10 protein-coding genes and 3 pseudogenes are annotated in these 19,189 nt (G+C 60.8%); 9 read left to right on the top strand and 4 right to left on the bottom strand.

What is annotated here, in order from left to right; genetic code table 11:
* Positions 1–151: 151 nt before the first annotated feature.
* Together WS46_RS27220 and WS46_RS27215 are read right to left on the bottom strand one after the other, a co-directional pair.
* Positions 152–526: pseudogene (locus WS46_RS27220) on the bottom strand (tyrosine-type recombinase/integrase); the annotation flags it as partial.
* Positions 527–600: 74 nt separating this feature from the next.
* Complete coding sequence (locus WS46_RS27215; RefSeq protein ID WP_059599833.1) at positions 601–1,401, bottom strand: cystine ABC transporter substrate-binding protein; 801 nt, start codon at positions 1,399–1,401, stop codon at positions 601–603.
* Positions 1,402–1,738: 337 nt separating this feature from the next.
* On the opposite strand from WS46_RS27215, the gene WS46_RS27210 reads away from it, so the two are divergent.
* The 9 genes and pseudogenes from WS46_RS27210 (at position 1,739) to WS46_RS27175 (ending at position 16,890) form a co-directional block, all read left to right on the top strand.
* Positions 1,739–4,924 carry a type VI secretion system Vgr family protein gene (locus tag WS46_RS27210; RefSeq protein ID WP_059692357.1) on the top strand — a complete coding sequence of 1,062 codons (3,186 nt, stop codon included), beginning with the start codon at positions 1,739–1,741 and terminating at the stop codon, positions 4,922–4,924.
* Between the two features lie 50 nt (positions 4,925–4,974).
* Positions 4,975–9,621 carry an RHS repeat-associated core domain-containing protein gene (locus WS46_RS27205; protein WP_082725404.1) on the top strand — a complete coding sequence of 1,549 codons (4,647 nt, stop codon included), beginning with the start codon at positions 4,975–4,977 and terminating at the stop codon, positions 9,619–9,621.
* Positions 9,605–10,183, top strand: a complete 579-nt coding sequence (locus tag WS46_RS35665; RefSeq protein ID WP_156437285.1) for a hypothetical protein — start codon at positions 9,605–9,607, stop codon at positions 10,181–10,183. The genes WS46_RS27205 and WS46_RS35665 overlap by 17 nt, the downstream gene beginning before the upstream one ends.
* A gap of 354 nt (positions 10,184–10,537) precedes the next feature.
* Positions 10,538–12,718: pseudogene (locus WS46_RS27200) on the top strand (RHS repeat-associated core domain-containing protein); the annotation flags it as partial.
* A gap of 2 nt (positions 12,719–12,720) precedes the next feature.
* Positions 12,721–13,263: a hypothetical protein gene (locus WS46_RS27195; RefSeq protein WP_059692356.1), complete on the top strand. Its 543-nt coding sequence runs from the start codon at positions 12,721–12,723 to the stop codon at positions 13,261–13,263.
* 860 nt (positions 13,264–14,123) lie between these two features.
* On the top strand, positions 14,124–14,621 hold the full coding sequence (locus WS46_RS27190; protein WP_059692355.1) for an Imm21 family immunity protein: 498 nt from the start codon (positions 14,124–14,126) through the stop codon (positions 14,619–14,621).
* A gap of 30 nt (positions 14,622–14,651) precedes the next feature.
* Positions 14,652–14,799 (top strand): annotated as a pseudogene (locus tag WS46_RS36935) (RHS repeat-associated core domain-containing protein); the annotation flags it as partial.
* Between the two features lie 967 nt (positions 14,800–15,766).
* The gene (locus WS46_RS27180) at positions 15,767–16,351 is read left to right on the top strand and encodes a hypothetical protein (RefSeq protein WP_156441424.1); all 585 of its coding nucleotides are present in this window, start codon (positions 15,767–15,769) and stop codon (positions 16,349–16,351) included.
* Between the two features lie 212 nt (positions 16,352–16,563).
* Entirely contained in the window at positions 16,564–16,890 is a 327-nt protein-coding gene (locus tag WS46_RS27175) for a hypothetical protein (RefSeq protein WP_059692353.1), read from the top strand.
* A gap of 94 nt (positions 16,891–16,984) precedes the next feature.
* On the opposite strand, the gene icmH is transcribed toward WS46_RS27175, so the two are convergent.
* Together icmH and tssK are read right to left on the bottom strand one after the other, a co-directional pair.
* Positions 16,985–17,767, bottom strand: coding sequence for a type IVB secretion system protein IcmH/DotU (gene icmH, locus WS46_RS27170; protein WP_059532829.1), 783 nt, complete (start codon positions 17,765–17,767; stop codon positions 16,985–16,987).
* A complete protein-coding gene (gene tssK, locus WS46_RS27165; RefSeq protein WP_059532826.1) occupies positions 17,764–19,110 on the bottom strand; it encodes a type VI secretion system baseplate subunit TssK in 1,347 nt (448 codons plus the stop codon). The genes icmH and tssK overlap by 4 nt, the downstream gene beginning before the upstream one ends.
* Positions 19,111–19,189: the final 79 nt, after the last annotated feature.

The following is a 19,189-nucleotide window of genomic DNA, read 5'->3' as shown; positions in this document are numbered from 1 at the left end:
ATAGCGATCGCCGACCGGTCGAGTAGTCAACGATCGATGCGAGTCGATTGCAGCCCTTGGTGAAGTAACGGCCAAGCAATCTCAGGCCTGATCTAACGCAGACTGAGAGATCGAGTCTGGACTTATGTAGGCATCCGCGTGGCGACACTGTCTATCTTGCCGCCACAATCGAGATGATCTGCGCCCCACCCTGTTTGTCTAGATAGTCCGCCCACCACTGCATCATGCGATGGCGCTCCGAAAGATATTCGGCATGGTTGTATGCCGCCCGCACACCATCCTGTTCCGAGTGGGCGAGCTGACGCTCGATCCAGTCGGAATTGAATCCCTTCTCGTTCAAGATCGTTGAAGCGAGACCCCGGAACCCGTGTCCGGTCATGCGACTGCGATAGCCCATGCGGTAGAGCGCGTACAGGATCGTGTTCTCGCTCATCTGCTGCAACGGTCTACGGCTATTCGGGAAGAGCCAGCGACGATGGCCCGTCAGCGCGCGCAGCTCGGCAAGCAGCGCGATTACCTGCTCGGAGAAGCGTCATGCAGATGGGCGTCACGCCTTCGCCGCAGCGAAGGACGTGACGCAACGCAAGCGCGGCGAACCGCTTACTGCGCGACCGGCACCGTCACGTCGCTGCCGAACCAGTGCATCGAGATCTTCTTCAACGAGCCGTCCTTGCGCAGCGACTCCAGCGCATCGTTGATCGCCTTCTCGAACTTCGGATTGCCCTTGCGGAACGGGATCGCCATCTCCTGCTTGCCGCCGTTCAGCACCGCGCCCGAGCGCAGCGGCAGGTTCGACGTCTTGATCATGTACGGCAGCATCAGGCGGTCGTCGAGCGTCGCCTCGATCCGGCCCGCGGCGAGGTCACGCAGCTTTTCCGGCGCGCCGGGATACGTCTGCACCTCGATGCCCGGCACGCTGCGCGCCATCTGGTCGTAGTTGGTGCCGAGCGTCACGCCGAGCTTCTTGCCCTTGAAATCCTCGAGCGACTTGAAGTTGCGCGTGTCGTCCTTGCGCTGAATCAGCTGCGCGGCCGAATACGTGTACGGCTCGCTGAAGTCGAGCGCTTCCTTGCGCTGCGGCGTGATCGTGACCTGATTGACGATCACGTCGAACTTGCCGGCCTGCAGCCCCGCGATGATCCCACTCCATTCGGTCGGGACGAATTGCGTCTTCACGCCGAGCTTGCCGGCGACGGCATTGGCGACATCGACGTCGAAGCCCTCGAGCTGTCCCGACGTGCCGCGCGAGTTGAACGGCGGATACGTGCCTTCGAGGCCGACGCGCAGCACGCCGGCTTTCTTTACCGAGTCGAGCAGGTCTTCCGCATGTGCGGCAACGGCCGTGAAACCGAGGGCCGACGCGAGCAGCAGGCCCGACAGCAGGAACTTCGAACGTTTCATCGCAGATCTCCAGTGTTCAGTGTGGTAATCGAGCGCCGGGCATCGGTCGTGCCCGGACTGGGCCGGAATACGGGCACGTAGACACTACTCGCAACCGGCCCGCACCGGAAGTCGAATTGGCCCTGATTGCAATCGATTTCCTCTGGCCGTGGGCGAACCGTACAGCGTCGAACAAGCGTTCGAACGGTTCGCCCGGGCCGCTCGGGGGACGCTTGAAAAACTCTTTTAAATCAGTTCCATTTTTGGAGACTCGCAGTAATTTGTCTGTAAAATCGCGCGAGCGAAATCGCATAACGCGCCATCCGAGGGCGCGTCAAAAGAAGAAAAGGCCGTTGCCATGAACATGCAGAACACTGTTGCCGCATTGCGCGGCGGGTTGCTTCAGCAGGACCGGCTGCTGAAGCTCGATACGCCATTGGGCGCCAACGTGCTGACCGTGCAGCGGGCCGTCGGCCGTTCGCGCATCGGGCGCGCGTACGAATTCACGCTCGACGTGCTGTCGACCGATAGCGATCTGGAACTTAAAAAGCTGATCGCGCAGCCCGTCACGTTGTGGATCCAGCAGGGCGATCGCAGCTACCGGCCGATCCACGGATACGTCCACACCGCGCGCCGCCTCGGCGCCGACGGCGGGCTCACGACCTATCAGCTCACGTTCGCCGATTTCACGCATTTCCTGAAGTTTCGTCGCGACCAGCGGCTCTGGAACGATACGACCGTCGACCAGGTCATCAGCGATGTGCTGAACCAGCATCCGCAGGCGCGGGGGCATTTCCGCTTCGCGCTGTCGCAACCGCTGCCGAGCCGTTCGTACACGCGCCAGCACGACACCGACTGGCATTTCGTGCATCGGCTGATGGAGAGCGAAGGCCTTTACAGCACGTGGCAACAGGCCGACGACGGCAAGTCGCATACGCTCGTGATCACCGACAACCTGCAGGCGTTCGCGCCGCTGTCGCCGGAGACCGTGCGTTTCTATCGCGGCGGCGCGGCGAGCGAAGCCGATGCGTTCACGCAATGGTCGGGCTCGCGCACGTTGCAGAGCGTGACCCGAACGACGCGCACCTTCGACTACAAGAATCCATCGCAGCCGTCGAACCCGAAGGGCACGACGCTGCCGACGATGAGTGGCCAAGGCGAATTGCCCGACCAGCTCGAAGTGTACGAGTACACGGGTGCGTACACGTATCTGGACCAGACGCGCGGCGACCATCTGACGAAGGTGCGGATGGAGGAATGGGAGTCGCACGCGAAGCGCTTCCATGGCGCGGGCGGCGTGCGCGCGATCGATGCGGGCCGGCGCTTCACGCTGTCGGACCATCCCGAACACGATCGCGATCCGGCCGACCAGCGCGAATTCGCGGCGATCGGCGTCGAATGGTGGATCGAGAACAACCTGCCCGTGGCGAGCAGCAGCGCGGACTTTCCGTACAGCCTGCGCGACGCGTTGATGCAAGCGCAGGAAGGCTACGGTGCCGATCCGGCGTTTCGCGTGCCGCACGACGATGGCTCGGTCGGCTTCTATCTCGTCGAAGTCGAGGCACAGCGCGTGAGTGTGCCGTATCGCAGCCCGTTCGAACACGAGAAGCCGAAGATGCATCTCGAGACGGCGATCGTCGTCGGGCCGCAGGGCGAGGAAGTCTATACGGACGAGTTGAACCGGATCCGCGTGCAGTTCGTATGGGATCGTCTGAACCCGGGCAACGAGAACGCGTCGTGCTGGGTGCGCGTCGTGCAGTCGGATACCGGTGGCGGCTACGGTGGCGTGCATGTGCCGCGGATCGGCGAGGAAGTGCTGATCGATTATGTCGGCGGCGATTGCGATCGGCCTTTGGCGGTCGGGCGTGTGTACAACGGCGCGAACCAGCCGCAGTGGCATAGCGACGGGATTCTCTCCGGCTATCGGTCGAAAGAATATTCGGGCAGCGGCTACAACCATCTCGTGATGGACGACGCGACCGGGCAGAACCGCGTGCAGCTGATGAGCAGCAGCGCGAACAGCCTGCTGCATCTGGGCTACCTCATCGATCAGAACGGTAATTCGCGCGGATCGTATCTGGGCAGCGGCTTCGACCTGCGTTCGGATGCGTATGGCGCGGTGCGGGCGAGCCAGGGGCTGTACGTCACGACTCATCCGAAGGCGCCGAACAGCCAGCCGCTCGACGTGAAGGAAGCGCAGCAGCAGCTCGTGACGGGCGAGAGCCTCGTCGAGGCGATGTCGGGTGTGAGCGAGCAGCATCAGGCGGAAAGCCTGAAGGATGCGCACGAGACGATGCGCGCATTCACCGACGCGACGCAGGACAGCGCGTCGGGCAGCGCGTCCGGTGGACGCACGGCGGGTGGCGGCACGGGCAGCGCGAATGCGTTCAAGGAACCGGTGATGCTGTTCGGCAGCCCGTCGGGGATCGGGATGTCGACGCAGCAGTCGCTGCATCTGGTCGCGAACGATCACGTGAACGTCGCGAGCGGACAGAGCGTGCATGTCGCGACGGGCAAGTCGCTGATCGGCAGCATCGGGCAGAAGCTGAGCCTGTTCGCGCAGAACGCGGGGATGAAGCTGTTCGCGGGCAAGGGCAAGGTCGAGATCCAGGCGCAGTCGGACAACGTCGAAGTCACCGCGCAGAAGGCGGTGAAGGTTGTGTCCGCAACCGATCGGATCGAAATCGCGGCTGACCAGGGGATTCTGCTGACGAGCGGCGGCGGGTATATCCGCATCAAGGACGGCAACATCGAGATTCATACGCCTGGCGCGGTGGATGTGAAGGGTGCGTCGCATACCTTCGCGGGGCCGGCAAGCATGGGGTATCCGTTGCCGAGCCCAAGGCCGGATCAGCCGGGGCAACTGGAGCTGTTTCACAAGTACGTGAATGGAGAGGCGGTGAAGGGCGGGCTGTTCACGGTGAGAGACGTGAACGGCGCCGTGCTGAAACAGGGCGCGCTCGACAACAGCGGCCATACCGTCGTGAGCGGTTTGCCGCCGGGCGCGGTGCGCGTCGAATTCGGCAAGGACCCGCGCGAATCGGATCAGCCGGCGAACTATTTCAAGCAGGCGAAGTGGCCGGCAGAGCCGGTCGCGCCGTCGCCGGAGGCGGCACAGGCAGCGGCGAGCGGGCAGCTTGCCAGCCAGCTCCAGGGAATGGCGCCCGCTGCGACCACGGCGGCGTTGGGCCTCGTGAGCGGTGGCGGCGCCGGCGCGGCGCTCGGCGGTCTCGCGAGTTCCGCGTTGCCGGCTGCCGCGAGTGCGCTCGGTGGGGCAGGCGCCGTTTCCGCGCTGCAGACGGCTTCGAGCCTGGGCAGCGCTGCGAAGCAGGTGGCCGGGATGGTGCAGGCCGCACGGCAAGGTGGGCTCGCGGCGTTGGCGACGCCGGCTGCGAATGCGGCGTCCGGTGCGCTGCAGGGCGCTGTGCCGGGTGTTGCCGGAATTGCCGGCAAGGGCGCTACGGCGGTGGCATCGGCTTCGGCTGCCGGTGTCACCGGCATGAAGCTGCCGACCAGCGGGTTCGGCGGTCCGTTGCAATCCTGAGAGGGCGGCGTGTTAGCCGTCTGCAAAAAACGATTTGAACGAAAAGCGACATGGCACAACAACTTCCACCGGGCGCCGAGAAGGAACAGGCCGTTCCCTGGCTCAGCGACATTTCGACGAAAGATGTAGCGGCTGGCGGCGACCGCATCAATCAGTGGCTGCTCAGCATCAGCGGTAACCACATTTCGTTCGAAGATCTGAAGACGGTCGCGAGCGCGGTGCCGATCATCGGCAACCTGATGGCGTTTTACGATGCGGTGTGCGACATCGTGACGATCATCGAGAAGCGCAGAGCCGATTTGCTCGACTATCTGGGCCTTGCGATCAACTTGATCGGCGTGATTCCGGTTCCGCCGCCGCTGGCGTCGTTCCGGCTGTCCGCACGTCCGCTGCTCGCGCTCGTGCGCAACCAGTTGCTCGTATCGCGCGGCAATCTCGCGGCAGCACTCATTTCCGTGCTGGTCACGCACGTCAACGCCGCGGCCGCGACCGAAATCGAAAGTTTTCTGAACACGCTGCAGCAAGTCCTGACCGACCTGCTGAACGACTGCGCAGCAAAAGCGCAGGAATTGATGGTCGGCATCGCGAATGGACTCGAACTCGCGCTGCAGGGGCGGCTTTTCGATAGCAGTACAAACGTGCGGCGCACCGAGGCGGTCGCTCGCAAAATGGACGAGCGGTCCTGGTACAACCCGATGCTCGTCGTCGACGCGATCGAATACGGCTACGAAGGCTCCGTCGCGCTGGGGAAAGAAGCCGGAAACGCGGTGGCAGGGACGGCCGCGAAGCTCGCGCCGGATTCGTGGCTGCAACCGTTCCGCGATATCGTCGCGTTCCTGAAGGCCGAAGCACCAAAAGTCGCGAAGGCGATCCGCGAGTTGAACGGCAGCGAAGAAGGCAAGATGCTGTGGCTCATCGCGCAGCTGGTCGCGGCCGTCGCGCAGGTGCGCGCGCGCGGAAAGCTGCATGAAAAAGCCGCCGACGTGCCGCCCGGCGGCAAGGGGCAGGCACAGCACGAGCGTCCGCAGGGGCCGCTCGGCGCAATCGAACAAGAGAAGAAGCCAGGCGGCGCAGGTCCGAGCCCATGCAAGGGCTGCCCGATCGCGTCGCCCGGCTCGATCGATTTCGCGTTCGGCGATGAGACATTCACGCACACCGATTTCGAATTGCCGGGCGCGTTGCCCGTCGTATGGGCGCGGACGTATCGATCGCGCCTGTCCGCATACGACAACGGCGAACTCGGCGCGCGGTGGCTCACGCCGTACACCACCCGCATCGATGTCGAAGGCGACACCTGGTTTTACCGTGATGCGAACGGACGTAGCATCGAATATCCGGCGCTTGCAGTCGGGGGCGTGCACGACGATCTCTCCGAAAGCCTGACGCTGTCGCGCCTCGACGACACGTGGGCGACGGTTGCATATGGCCACGACGAACTGCACGTGTACGAACGACGCGGCGATGCATTCCGACTCGCGATGCAGAAGGATCGAGCCGGCAACACGATCACGCTCGACTACGACGTACTCGACCGCCTCGTCCGGTTGATTGATGCCAGCGGCAACGTGCTGTCGTTCGAATACGACAAGCAAGGGCGCATCGTGTTGATCGAGCAGGTCCTGCAGGACGGCAAGCGCCGCACTCTGGCGATTTATGCCTACGACGACGCGGGAGACCTCGTGCGCGCGATCGACCGGCACGGCAATGCGTGGAGCTATGCGTACCGTCGACACCTTGTCACGCGCTATACCGACCGTACTGGCCGCGGAATGACGCTCGAGTGGGACGGCGCCGACACCGACGACAATGCCGATGCGAAATGCGTCCGCGAATATGCGGACGACGGCAGCCTCGACATCCGCCTTGCGTGGCATCCGAAGATCCGGCTTACCTACGTGACCGACGCGCTCGGTCAGATGACGCGCTATTACTACAACATCAAGGGCTACATTTATCGAGTTGCATACCCGGACGGCACCGAGGAGTGGTTGCGGCGTGACGAGCACAACAATCTGGTGCTGCACATCCTGCAGGACGGCAGTATCGAACAGATGCGTTACGACGCGCGCGGCAACCGTACGTGGCACGAACGCGCGGACGGCAGCATCATCGAGACGGCCTATGATGACAAGGACCAGATGATCAGGCTCGTCGATCCGAACGGGCACGTGTGGCAGCGCAAGTACGACGACGCCGGCAATCTCGTCGAGGAGATCGATCCGCTCGAGCACGCGACGAAGTACGCGTACAACGACAAGGGGCTGCCGACGCAAATCACCGATGCGAAGGGCGGGACGAAGGCGCTCGAATACAACGATGCCGGGCAGCTCACGAGCTACACCGATTGCTCTGGAAAGAAGACGGAGTGGCAGTACGACGATATCGGACGCGTGGCAGAGGCCAAGGATGCGTCCGGTGGCATAGTCGCCTATGGTTACGGACCGAACGGGCAGCTGTCTGAGATTCGTTCTCCCGCCGGCGTCGAGCACGTGCAGTACGACGCCGAAGGCAGATTGCTGCGGCATACCGATCAACTGAACCGGTCGACGCGATACAGCTACGATGTGGCAGGCCGCATTGCGAGTCGCGCCGACGCGCTCGGGCAGACGATTGCGTATCGCTACGATCGTCTCGGCCGGCTTACCGCACTGATCGATGCGAACTTTGCGACGTATCAGTTCCACTACGATCCGGCGGGACGGCTGATCGAAGAGATCGGCTTCGACGGCAAGTCGACGCGTTACCAATACGACACGGAAAGCGGCAGCCTCGTCTGCGTCGACGAAGCCGGCTGCGTGACGTCGGTCGACCTCGACGCGACCGGACGGCTGATGAAGCGCGCCTCCGGCGAAAGCGAGGAACGGTTTGCGTACGATCGGAGCGGCCGGCTCATCGACGCGGTGAACCGCTACAGCCGTGTGCAGTTCTTCTTCGATCCTGTCGGCAATCTCGTCCGAGAGCATCACGCATACGATCTGTTCGGCGAGCGACGCAGCTACGTGTGGCATCACGAATACGACGAACTCGGCAATCGGCGGCGCACCGTGCGACCGGACGGCCACGCGATCGACTGGCTGATGTATGGCTCGGGGCACGTGCACGGGATGCTGCTGGATGGCGACGAGCGTGTGCAGTTCGAGCGCGACGATCTGCATCGCGAAACGGTGCGGCTGCTGTCGAGCAAGGTCGGGCAACGCACGCACTACGATCCGGCTGGACGGGTGCTGCAACAGACGATTCAGCGGTCCACGTCGCCAGCGCCGCTCGCCGAGCGGCGGTATCGCTATGACGCGGCCGGTCAGTTGTTGCGGATCGAGGACAGTCGCAAAGGCGGGATCGACTATCGATACGATCCGGTCGGACGGCTGATCGAGGCAATCAGCCCGGTTGCGAAGGAGCGGTTCTCGTTCGATCCCGCGAGCAACATTGTCGATCCGGTGCGAGCGAGCGACACGCCCGCGTCGCGGCCGAGCCTGGTGCGGCCGGAAAGCACATTGCCGGCAGAGGTGCCGAAGGTGCTGGGCAACCTGCTGAAGGCGTATGCGGGGATGCACTTCGAGTACGACGCGCGGGGCAATCTCGTGCGCAAGCGTACGCCGGCGGGCGAGCAGGAATACGAGTGGGATGCGTTCAACCGTTTGCTGTCGGCGCGCGTCGCGGAGACGTCGCGGCAGAGTGACGCGCGGTACTTCTATGACGCCTTTGGCCGCCGGATCGCGAAGGAGGTGAACGGCGAGCGGACCGTGTTCGGGTGGGATGGCGATACGCTCGTGTACGAAAGCGATGGTGAGCGCGGCACGCACTATATCTACGAGCCGGGGACGTTCGTACCGCTCGCGCAGTATGTGGCCGAGCCGGTTGTTGGAATCAAGACGCCGGCGTGGAAGAGCAGTGATCGTTACGTGCCGGAGGAAGATCCACTGCAGAAGGTGCCGCAGCGTCGGGCTGACGCGAAGCTTTTCTATTACCACTGCGACCAGATCGGCACACCGCAGTTGCTGACGGATGACGATGGGGACGTCGTTTGGGAAGCTTCGTACAAGGCGTGGGGGGAAGCGTGCGAGGTGATCGCGCGCGCGTCGAAGGCGGCGGGGATCGTGGCGAGGAATTCGTTGCGGTTCCAGGGGCAGCAGGAAGATCATGAGACTGGGCTGCATTACAACCGGCATCGGTACTATGACACTGCGTCCGGGCGGTTCGTCAGTAAGGATCCGGTTGGGCTGGCTGGTGGAATCAATGTCTATCAATACGCGCGTAACGCTGTACTATGGGCCGATCCGCTCGGCCTCACGCCTTGCAGCTTGATCCGCTATAAAATTAGAGACAGCCTCGCGCCAATGGCGGGCTCTCGTCAAACGGGTATCAATCGTGCCTGGAAAGCCGAGCAGGAACTCGTGAAAGCCACTGGTTCGGGGACTGTAGATTGGACGCCAGCACAGATGGATGAATTGCTTAGCAACGGAAAGGTAACCGGGTTCACCGGGCATCATATAAACAATGTTGAAAGCAACCCCGCATGGGCCGGAGATCCTCGAAATATTGTCTTTCTGTCAAATGGGCCCAACGGGGGCGACCATCTGAACAGCCTGCAGGGGCATCGCGGTAATTACCAAAACGCAACATCGGGCCGCTTGATCGACCGTGCGGCAATGATTAGTCAGCATCAGAGAGCAAACGAAAATGCAAACTGCCGATAGTGTTTTTCGTGAAATACGTACGATTCTCGGAGCGCATGCCAGTGTAGTCGATCAAGCGACCACACCTGCTGCATCAATATCGGCTGGATACAAGGAAGTTGCCACGTGGATATCGGCCTTGCAAGGAGCGGATCTGACAATTCCTTGGTCCGCGGAGGAGCTTCACCTGTACGGAAGTCAGACGACGTTAGAGGCGGCGCAAATCGGGTATCGGGTCGATGCTTCGGGGGGACGTCTGTCTGCATGGAAGGACGAGTGGCTCGTGCTTGGACAGATAAGCGGAGACCCGATCATCGGCGACTTCAGCAAAGAAGACTGCATTATTCTTTTTGCACGTCATGGATCTGGCTCATGGCGAGCAAATCATGTTTCAAACGACATAACGACCTTTGCCGATGTGTTGCACATCTGGTGTGATCTCTTTATCACGAAATATGCAAAGGACGTTTACGACGATACACTGGCTCTCCGATCGGATTTCCTAGCCCAATTGCGGCAACGAGTGAGTCAAAAATTATCGAATACCCAAACCGATGTATTCATGAGCATGGTCGATGGTTAGTGTTGCTCCCGACCATCGCACCGGTTAAGAGCGCCGAGCTGCGTTGCGAGCCGGAGCGATTGCCGTCGAGCAAGATCGGGCAACGTACGCATTACGATGCGGCGGGACGCACGGCTGCAACAGACGATCCCACGATCCGCGGCTCCAAGTCGCTTGCCGGGCAGCGGTATCGTTACGACGCGAAGGATCAGTTGCCGCCGGTCGAGGACAGCCGCAAGGGCGAGGTGCGTGGTGGGCGCGTTGCCTCGCTACGAGCGAAGCAACGAAGTACTCAGCGAGGCACGAGTAACGCGCGCCCGATGCACCTGCAGCCATCGCAAGCGGTGACAGCAAAGAAAAAGGCAGCTTGCTGCTAGCATGCCGAGCGTCGAGCAGGTGCAATACGACGCTGAAGGCCGGTTGTTACGGCATACCGATCAACTGAGCCGGTCGACGCGATACAGCTACGATGCGGCAGGCCGCATTGCGAGTCGCGCCGACGCGCTCGGGCAGACGATTGCGTATCGCTACGATCGTCTCGGCCGGCTTACCGCACTGATCGATGGGAACTTTGCGACGTATCAGTTCCACTACGATCCGGCGGGACGGCTGATCGAAGAGATCGGCTTCGACGGCAAGTCGACGCGTTACCAATACGACAAGGAAAGCGGCAGCCTCGTCTGCGTCGACGAAGCCGGCTGCGTGAGGTCGGTCGACCTCGACGCGACCGGACGGCTGATGAAGCGCGCCTCCGGCGAAAGCGAGGAACGGTTTGCGTACGATCGGAGCGGCCGGCTCATCGACGCGGTGAACCGCTACAGCCGTGTGCAGTTCTTCTTCGATCCTGTCGGCAATCTCGTCCGAGAGCATCACGCATACGATCTGTTCGGCGAGCGACGCAGCTACGTGTGGCATCACGAATACGACGAACTCGGCAATCGGCGGCGCACCGTGCGACCGGACGGCCACGCGATCGACTGGCTGATGTATGGCTCGGGGCACGTGCACGGGATGCTGCTGGATGGCGACGAGCGTGTGCAGTTCGAGCGCGACGATCTGCATCGCGAAACGGTGCGGCTGCTGTCGAGCAAGGTCGGGCAACGCACGCACTACGATCCGGCTGGACGGGTGCTGCAACAGACGATTCAGCGGTCCACGTCGCCAGCGCCGCTCGCCGAGCGGCGGTATCGCTATGACGCGGCCGGTCAGTTGTTGCGGATCGAGGACAGCCGCAAGGGCGGCATCGACTATCGGTACGATCCGGTCGGACGGCTGATCGAGGCAATCAGCCCGGTTGCGAAGGAGCGGTTCGCATTCGATCCGGCGAGCAACATCATCGATCCGGCACGCGTTGAGACGGCTCGCAAAGAGAACAGGCCGAGCCCGGTGCGTGCGGAAAGTTCGTTGCCTCCCGAAGTGCCCAAGGTATTGGGCAATTTGCTGAAGCAATATGCCGGGCGGCATTTCGAGTACGACGCGCGTGGCAACCTCGTTCATCGCACATCGCCGGCGGGCGAGCAACGTTACGAGTGGAATGCGTTTAATCGGATGACGGCTGCGAGCGTGCAGGAGACTGCGCGCAGCAGTGAGTCACGGTACTACTACGATGCGTTGGGCCGCCGGATTGCGAAGGAGGTGAACGGCGAGCGTACGGTGTTCGGTTGGGACGGAGATACGCTGGCGTATGAGAGCGGTGAGCACGGCAGCACGCACTACTTGTACGAAGCAGAATCGTTCGTGCCGATGGTGCAATACGTCGGTGCACCGGTCAGTGTATGCGAGACACCGTCGCGTGGCGATACAGATCGCTACGTGCCGGAAGATGATCCGCTGCAACGGGTACCGGAGCGGGCAGGGCAGGTGCATGCCTTCTATTACCACTGTGATCAGATCGGCACTCCGCAGGTACTGACGGATGACGATGGCGATGTGGTGTGGGAGGCGTCGTACAAGGCGTGGGGTGAAGCTCGCGAGGTGATCGCGCGGGCGTCGAGGGCGGTAGGGATCGCTCCGAGGAGTTCGCTGCGGTTCCAGGGGCAGCAATTTGATGATGAAACGGGGCTGCACTATAACCGGCATCGGTACTACGATCCGAGTAGTGGGCGCTTCGTGTCGAAAGATCCGATTGGGTTGGCTGGCGGGGTCAACGTCTACCAGTACGCGCCGAACCCGATAAGCTGGATTGACCCGCTTGGCCTCGCGAAGCGCGGCCCGAAAACCGGCGGGTGCGGCCCACATAACGAAATGATTGCCGCGTGGGGGCAAGAGGTGGCAGATGCTGGAGGAATAGTCATTGCCGGTGGCGGAGTCGAAAAAGAAGTACTGGTCGGGACCCCCGGTGGATTCAAAGGGGGGCGACGTCCAGACATTATCTACACTGATTCCGACGGCAAGACAATCTTCGGCAATGTTGGCAAGGTGCGCGCTGATGGCGTGACGCCAGTGAAGCGGGAAGAGCAGGCAATGGATGACTTGCGCACAAAGACGACGGGGAAGAACGTTCCAGACGACGTCCAGTTCCGAGCCTACAATTGCTGTCCGTGTAAGGGGAAATAGGCATGGATCGCAATGTGTTTATGACGTTCGACGACTTCGTGAAGATCAATACGGAGTTACTCGAAAGGACGGGGCTGGCACTGTATCGTTCGGAAAGCTATGACCATCCGTTTGTGCATGTCGAGCGTGTCGACGCTGATGTGTGGCGGGACAGTGGATTGCGTGCGCTGGCTCTATTGATCGGTGATCCTGGGGATGCTCACAATATTCTTGGGCCGCGTCAGTTCGACGTTAAACGCCCTGCTCGCGTAGGCTTTGTTAGCGTGCGGTACGGGGGAGACGACGAATATGCGATTGGTGCAACGCATTATGGCGGGGACGGTTCTAACACTGAGAAATTGATCAATCGTGAACTCAACAAGCTGTTGCGCCAATATGCTCATAAAGGCGTGATTGACGTCGAAGGCAATAGCGGACGGATTTCCGATAACTACTACTGGACAGACGCGGCACTGGCTAGCCATAAGAATTGGCATCAGTTCATTGGAACAGGCGTTCGCAAAGAGGGCAACAAGGACCCCGGTTACCGGCCGAAGCCGGACTGAAGCGAGGGCCGCATGAGCGGCCCTTGCTGTTTCTGGACTAGAGGCTCGAACGCGGCCCGGAGATTGGCCAACGTGCACTTACGCATTTCTTCCCCGATCGGGGAGAGATGCAGCGGCTGCCGTCAGTCTGCCGTCGGCTAGAAGAGCCGCTTTGCAACTTCGCGGCGAGCGTCGTCGTCGAAGGCGGCAGTTGACCATGTTCATGCTTACGATCCAACCGGTAAAGTCAAGGTCGTGTCGCCAGATGACGGAAACCCGCACTTCCCTACTAAAGGTGAATAGAAATGCAAGGTATATCGAGCCAAGACTATTTTGAAACGAGTGATGGGACTGTTCGAATATGGATCGAACAAGGTTCGTCCATCCATATCAAGGCGGTTACAAAAGAGAATGACCCGGTTGAGCTGTCTGAGTCGGAGGCGTTGGAAATAGCAGAAGTTCTTAGGCACTTTGCGAGCCGAATCTGACCGTTTGTAAAGCTAGACCAAGGGCCGCGTTAGCGGCCCTTGTTGTTTGTGTGATGAGTTGAAGCTTGGCGTTCAAGTGGCGGCGAGCGTACGGTGTTCGGTTGGACGGAGATACGCTGGCGTATGAAAGCGGTGAGCACGGCAGCACACACTACTTGTACGAAGCAGAGTCGTTCGCGCCGATGGTGCAATACCTCGGTGCACCGGTAAGTGGATGCGAGACACCGTCGCGTGGCGATGCAGCTCGCTATGTGCCGGAGATTTCGTTCCCGACCACCAAACTCCGAACGCGCTGAACGAGGAGGGGAAGGCCCGGCGGCTGTATCCTCACTGTAAGCGTTGCAGTCTCAAACAGGCTGGCCAAGTCACGCGGGCAAAGAGGAGGAAAGGCTAATGAGCAAGTACGTTTTTTCAAACTGGCTCAACAGTTCAGGCGGACCATTGGTGGTAATGGAGGAGGCAAAGGCGTCGCTATGGAATGGCACGGGTGGAAGCCCGTCTGATTTCGATTTGGCATGCCAATCTGTTGACTACGCCAGCAAGCTGACATTGCACGGATCAGATGTGCTTGTCTTGGGCGACGAGCCATTGCAAACAGCGATCGCTACGTCTGACAGCAGGCAACTGATCGTTCGCTGGAAGTGGGCCGATAATGAGGCGGATGTGCGTGCTGCAATCGAGCACATCGATTTCAACACGATAAACATTATCGAAAAATTGACAATCAACTGGGTCAATCAGCCACTTGTTGTGTTTGATGCCGTTGACATATTTGATCCCGCCCAATGCCTGAGATTCACAGCGCATTCTGGCTCCAACGAAGGGTCAACGTTCATCCACCAGCCGACTTCGAGGACATCTCTACTGGTGCACGCGATTGCCGCCGTGTAGCTGGATGTGGTGACATGGAAAGTGTAGCCGGGGCTGCACTATAACCGGTATCGGTACTACGATCCGAGTAGTGGGCGCTTCGTGTCGAAAGATCCGATTGAGTTGGCTGGCGGGGTCAACGTCTATCAATACGCGCCGAACCCGACGCCGTGGACCGATCCGCTGGGTTTGCAAAAGAAACCATCGGTTCCACCGCATATATCGCGGCAGAAGCAAGCGGGTCGTGTACTGGGTGGCCCCAGTATGACAGTCGAGTTAAACAAGGTAAGCCCACCTCGTGCTTCTGTGATTGGGACGATGCAGTGCAGTACACAGATGAGGCTTGGAGCAAGGGTAGCCCCGTCCCTGGGCGCCCGAATGTACGGGACCACGATTTCAAGACGCCCATTGGTTTTGGCCCCAACGGAGGCACTCAAACTTCAGTGCGCGTTCACCAAGACAATGGAGGAAAAATACATGGACATCCCAAAGGCCCAGAGACCCCATGATTCGAATTTTGATTGGGAAAGATTCTCGCGTTCCGTTATTGATTCGTACGGGAGTTTTGAATCCCCGGACTACTCGTTCGTTAAAGAGAATCTTGCTGCGACAAAGTACCCTGGTGTGATTCAATTTCTTGAAAAGAATTTTGATTTCCATGAGGATACCGAGCCCAACACCGACGTAAGTTACGGATATTTCGTGAGGGGTGATGGTGCGGATTTCATATTGCGAGTATCGTTTGTTGGTCCGTACTACTATTTATCGTCGTTGTCGGCGGACGGAAGTCAAGACTCACCGAGTATTGATCTGCCATCAACCAATTCAGTGTACCCGCTGATAAAGAACATGGAGGAGGCTGGTATGATTTTTACTCCTGTTGAGGTCTTGAATAAAAAATTTAATTTCGGTAATCAATTCTCAAGTGTCTACTCGATTCTTTACTGTTACGAGGATGAGCCGTCCTGGATCGAAATGTAGGGGATGGATGTCTCTTGAACGTTTGATGCCTTGGCGACGCTGGAGAACCTGTTGTCGTTCTTTGGTCGCACGAGACAGGGCATGCGTCAGCGATTGCAGATAGCTTTGCAGCCTTCCTAACTACGCCCGGTCGACCGGGATAGCGATGAAGGAAGCATCGACACTCAATAAAATAAGGATCCTCCATGCGGCGTTCACTTCTTGCGCTAATCTTGCTTGCGACCGTAACGGCAGCGTCTGCCGATAACACTGATTCAAGGGCCGCGGATGCGCCTGATCTGGTGCATCTCAAACCTTATGCCGCGAACGGCGTCAGCTTCCAGCTTCCTTCGAACTGGACGGTTACGTGGAGTGGCCGGCTGGAGGACACGAATGGGCAGGGGGTCGATATCGAAGCCGACAAGGCGGCATTCGAGGTTCTGACGTTGGGTGTCACGGTTCAGGTTGTGCCCACCAAGGTTGCGCCGACGCTAAAGGGAACGGCGGCGTATCTCTACAACCTGCAAGTCGACGACAAGCCTGCTCAGTACACGAAAGCGAATTACGAGCCGATCATGCTGAACGGCAAATATCCCGCGCTCGCATCGCGCTACTCGCATAAGATTTTCAAGGACGACCGGGTGTATGCACATCGGCTCGACCTGATTGCGAGCAAGCCTTGCGGCGACGGCTGGACCTGCATCATTTTCTCGACAGGTCTGGCCGCCAACGAAAATCCCGCGAAGCAGGGCATGGCGAAGATCTACGAGACAGTTCGCTACCAACCCTGAAGGGCAGTCCGACGCGGGAAATTGGACGCGATCTCGAATGTGGGTACCGCGTCCGCCAACTGACTGGCACACTGCCGCTGCCAACCTCGCGCATAAGACATTGGCATAATCACGCTTTGCCGGCACGAACGCCGCGGCGCAGGCGCACTTGTGCAACTGCCGCATCTCGCCCCGAGCGCATTGACTCCAGCCCAGTTACCACCGCACTACCCATGTCGACCCTCACCACGACCACCGCGTCGTTGAAACACATTCTCGAACACCCGGGCGATTTCTCCGGTTGGCTCTGCTTGCCGCCGATGCCGTGGACGCTCGATACGGACGGCGTATTCACCGAAGACGCCAACGACGCCAACGACCCCGAGAACGACACGCCTCCCGCCACTGCCCCCCAACCCGGCTGGCGCGTCACGCTGTCCAGCGCGACGATCGAGGACATCGTGATCAACGCGCATGACCAGGTCGATGAACCGAGCGTGACGCAACTGTTCGATGCGTTCGTGTTCTACGTCGACAACGAGGAATTCATTCTGCTTTGACCACGCGCGACGACGCGCACCACGCGCCACAGCAAAAAAGGACCGCCGAGCGGTCCTTTTTCGATGAAGCATCAACACCCGAACGAAGCGCGCCTCAAGGCAGCGAAATCGTCAAATTAGCCGACTCCGGCCCCACCTTGATCACCTGCGAATAAGGCGCCAACGCCTGCAGCGTCTTGTCCTTCAGATAAGTATTGAGCCCGAGATACCCGAGCAGGGCCACCAGCGCAAACACGGCGCCGATCGCCCAGACCGGCACCTCGCGCTTCAACCGATGCGCGATCTGGTCCGGCAGCGGCCAATGCGGCGCGAACGCGGCGCGCTTGCCCTTCATATGCGCGATCTCGTCCCCCAGCCGCGCGGTGAGGTAAGCGAGCTTCTCCGGCCCCTCGAGCAGATACTTGCCCTGAAACCCGAGCAGCAGGCACATATGAAACACCTCGAGCGACTGCAACCGCGCCGCGCCCTGCGCCCGACATTCCTCGAGATACTGGAAGAACTTCTCCCCCGCGAGCTGCTCGCCGAACAGCACGAGCTGCAGCGGCCGGCGTTCCCAGTCGGTCCGGATCTTGAACTGCGACGACAGCACCATCTCGTCGACGGCCGCGCAATACGCGAACTTCGCGCCATACACGTCCTCGGCCGGAATGTTGAGCTTCTTCGCGCCGCGCTCGAAATCCGACAGAAACTCCTGGATCTTCGTGCTGAACTCGCTCGCGCTGTCCGGCTCGCGGCCGTTCTTGAGCAGGAACAGCATGAAGAACCCGTCGTACAGCAGGTCGAGCAGCGAACGGGCCTGGAACGAGGCGTCGGTCGACGCCGGGGTATGCAGCGGGGCCGGCGCGTTGTCGCCGAACAGGGAGGGCGCGTAGCTCATGATGTGACCGCGATCAGTTCGAATTTCAGGTCATTGATGCCAGTCGGCGCGTAGATCATCGCGGACTGGGCCTGCAGCATGCGCTCGTAGAGCGCACCGCGCGAATCAAGCTGGAAATAGCACGCGCCGGGCCGCACCGGAATCGCGGGCGGTACCTGCGGCATGTAAGACAGCCGCACGCCGGGCATTGCCGATAGCACCAGTTTGTCGACGTCGTCGGGCGCGCCGACCTTGAAGCGTGCCGGCACCGCATCGACGAGCTCGACACTCGGCATGTCCGCGGACACGGCCAGGTAGAACTCGGTCTTGTCGTCGATCTTGCCCGAATCGAGGCGGCCGAGATGGAACGACGGACGCACTTCGTCGAGCGTGATCGCGAAGTAGCGCGTCGAGATCACGGTATCGAGCAACTCGCGCAGCATCAGGTCGAGGCGCGCGAAGCTCGGGCCCGGATCGTCATGGCGATACACGGGCAGGTCGGCGAGCGTGTAGCCCTTCGAAAACGTCATCAGCTGGCCCGCGAGGCGCAGCAGTTCCTGGAACAACCGCTCCGGATGCAGCGCCGCATGCTGGTGCAGGTGCGCGAGCGTCGCGAACGCGGCGTTTGCGGTGTGCAGCAGCCAGAACGACGCGATGTCGCCCGAGCGGAATTCGATGATGTTCTTCGACGGCTCGCGGTGAAAGCCGTACAGCGCGTTCACCTTCGCCTGCAGCGCGTCGACGAGCTGGCGCAGCCGCTGGTGCAGGATCGGCGAAGCTTCGATCGCGAGGCACGGCGGCACGAAGCTGTCGTCGATCTCGAAGCCGGACGTCGCGGTGCGGCGCACGCGCACGAGCGGCACCGACAGCAGCTGGTCGCGCGGCTCGCTGTGCGCGATCAGCTTGACCTGCGTCTTGAGGAACGTGATGTCGGCTTCGGCGGCGTCGGTGAAGTTGTCGGCGACGCTCGTCTGCTCGCTGACGAAACGCGTCATGAAGCCGGCGGCCGGATCGTCGCTGTAGTTGGTGCCGTTCTCGCGCAGCGGGTGCAGCGCGAGGTAGAAGACGAATTCGTTGATGCCGTCGGGCAGCGTGTCCAGCGCGATCGGCGGCGGCAGGTCGTCGGCCTGCGGCGCGGCATACAGCGCGCCGTCCGGGAACACGAGCGCAAGCTCGGCCACGCGCAGCACGTTGCTGCCGAGCGCATCGCGGTCGATGCGCACCGAGCGCACGCCCCAGTTGTACGGCTGGATCGCCTGGATGGATTCGAACAGGCGCGCCTCGTGATAGGCGTCCTGCCGCTGAAAATGTTGGGGCCGGAGGAACAGCCCTTCCCCCCAAAGCACCTTGGCCGAATAACTCATGTCAAATCCGGTTAATGTGGCGTTGCGATGTAATCGATTTGTTCATGCCCGAATTAAATCGCCAATTTGTTAACTCTTG

The organism is Burkholderia sp. RF4-BP95 (assembly GCF_001521985.1).
GTDB classification, from domain to species: Bacteria; Pseudomonadota; Gammaproteobacteria; order Burkholderiales; family Burkholderiaceae; genus Burkholderia; species Burkholderia diffusa.
The sequence above is the reverse complement of the archived record's forward strand: the minus strand, read 5'-3'. Positions and strand labels throughout refer to the sequence as shown.

Coding starts and splice junctions, on each gene's coding strand:
- WS46_RS27190 (WP_059692355.1), top strand. CDS start 14,124: ATGAGCAAGTACGTTTTTTCAAACTGGCTCAACAGTTCAGGCGGACCA.
- WS46_RS27210 (WP_059692357.1), top strand. CDS start 1,739: ATGAACATGCAGAACACTGTTGCCGCATTGCGCGGCGGGTTGCTTCAG.
- WS46_RS27215 (WP_059599833.1), bottom strand. CDS start 1,401: ATGAAACGTTCGAAGTTCCTGCTGTCGGGCCTGCTGCTCGCGTCGGCC.
- WS46_RS27205 (WP_082725404.1), top strand. CDS start 4,975: ATGGCACAACAACTTCCACCGGGCGCCGAGAAGGAACAGGCCGTTCCC.
- WS46_RS27180 (WP_156441424.1), top strand. CDS start 15,767: ATGCGGCGTTCACTTCTTGCGCTAATCTTGCTTGCGACCGTAACGGCA.
- WS46_RS27195 (WP_059692356.1), top strand. CDS start 12,721: ATGGATCGCAATGTGTTTATGACGTTCGACGACTTCGTGAAGATCAAT.
- tssK (WP_059532826.1), bottom strand. CDS start 19,110: ATGAGTTATTCGGCCAAGGTGCTTTGGGGGGAAGGGCTGTTCCTCCGG.
- WS46_RS27175 (WP_059692353.1), top strand. CDS start 16,564: ATGTCGACCCTCACCACGACCACCGCGTCGTTGAAACACATTCTCGAA.
- WS46_RS35665 (WP_156437285.1), top strand. CDS start 9,605: ATGCAAACTGCCGATAGTGTTTTTCGTGAAATACGTACGATTCTCGGA.
- icmH (WP_059532829.1), bottom strand. CDS start 17,767: ATGAGCTACGCGCCCTCCCTGTTCGGCGACAACGCGCCGGCCCCGCTG.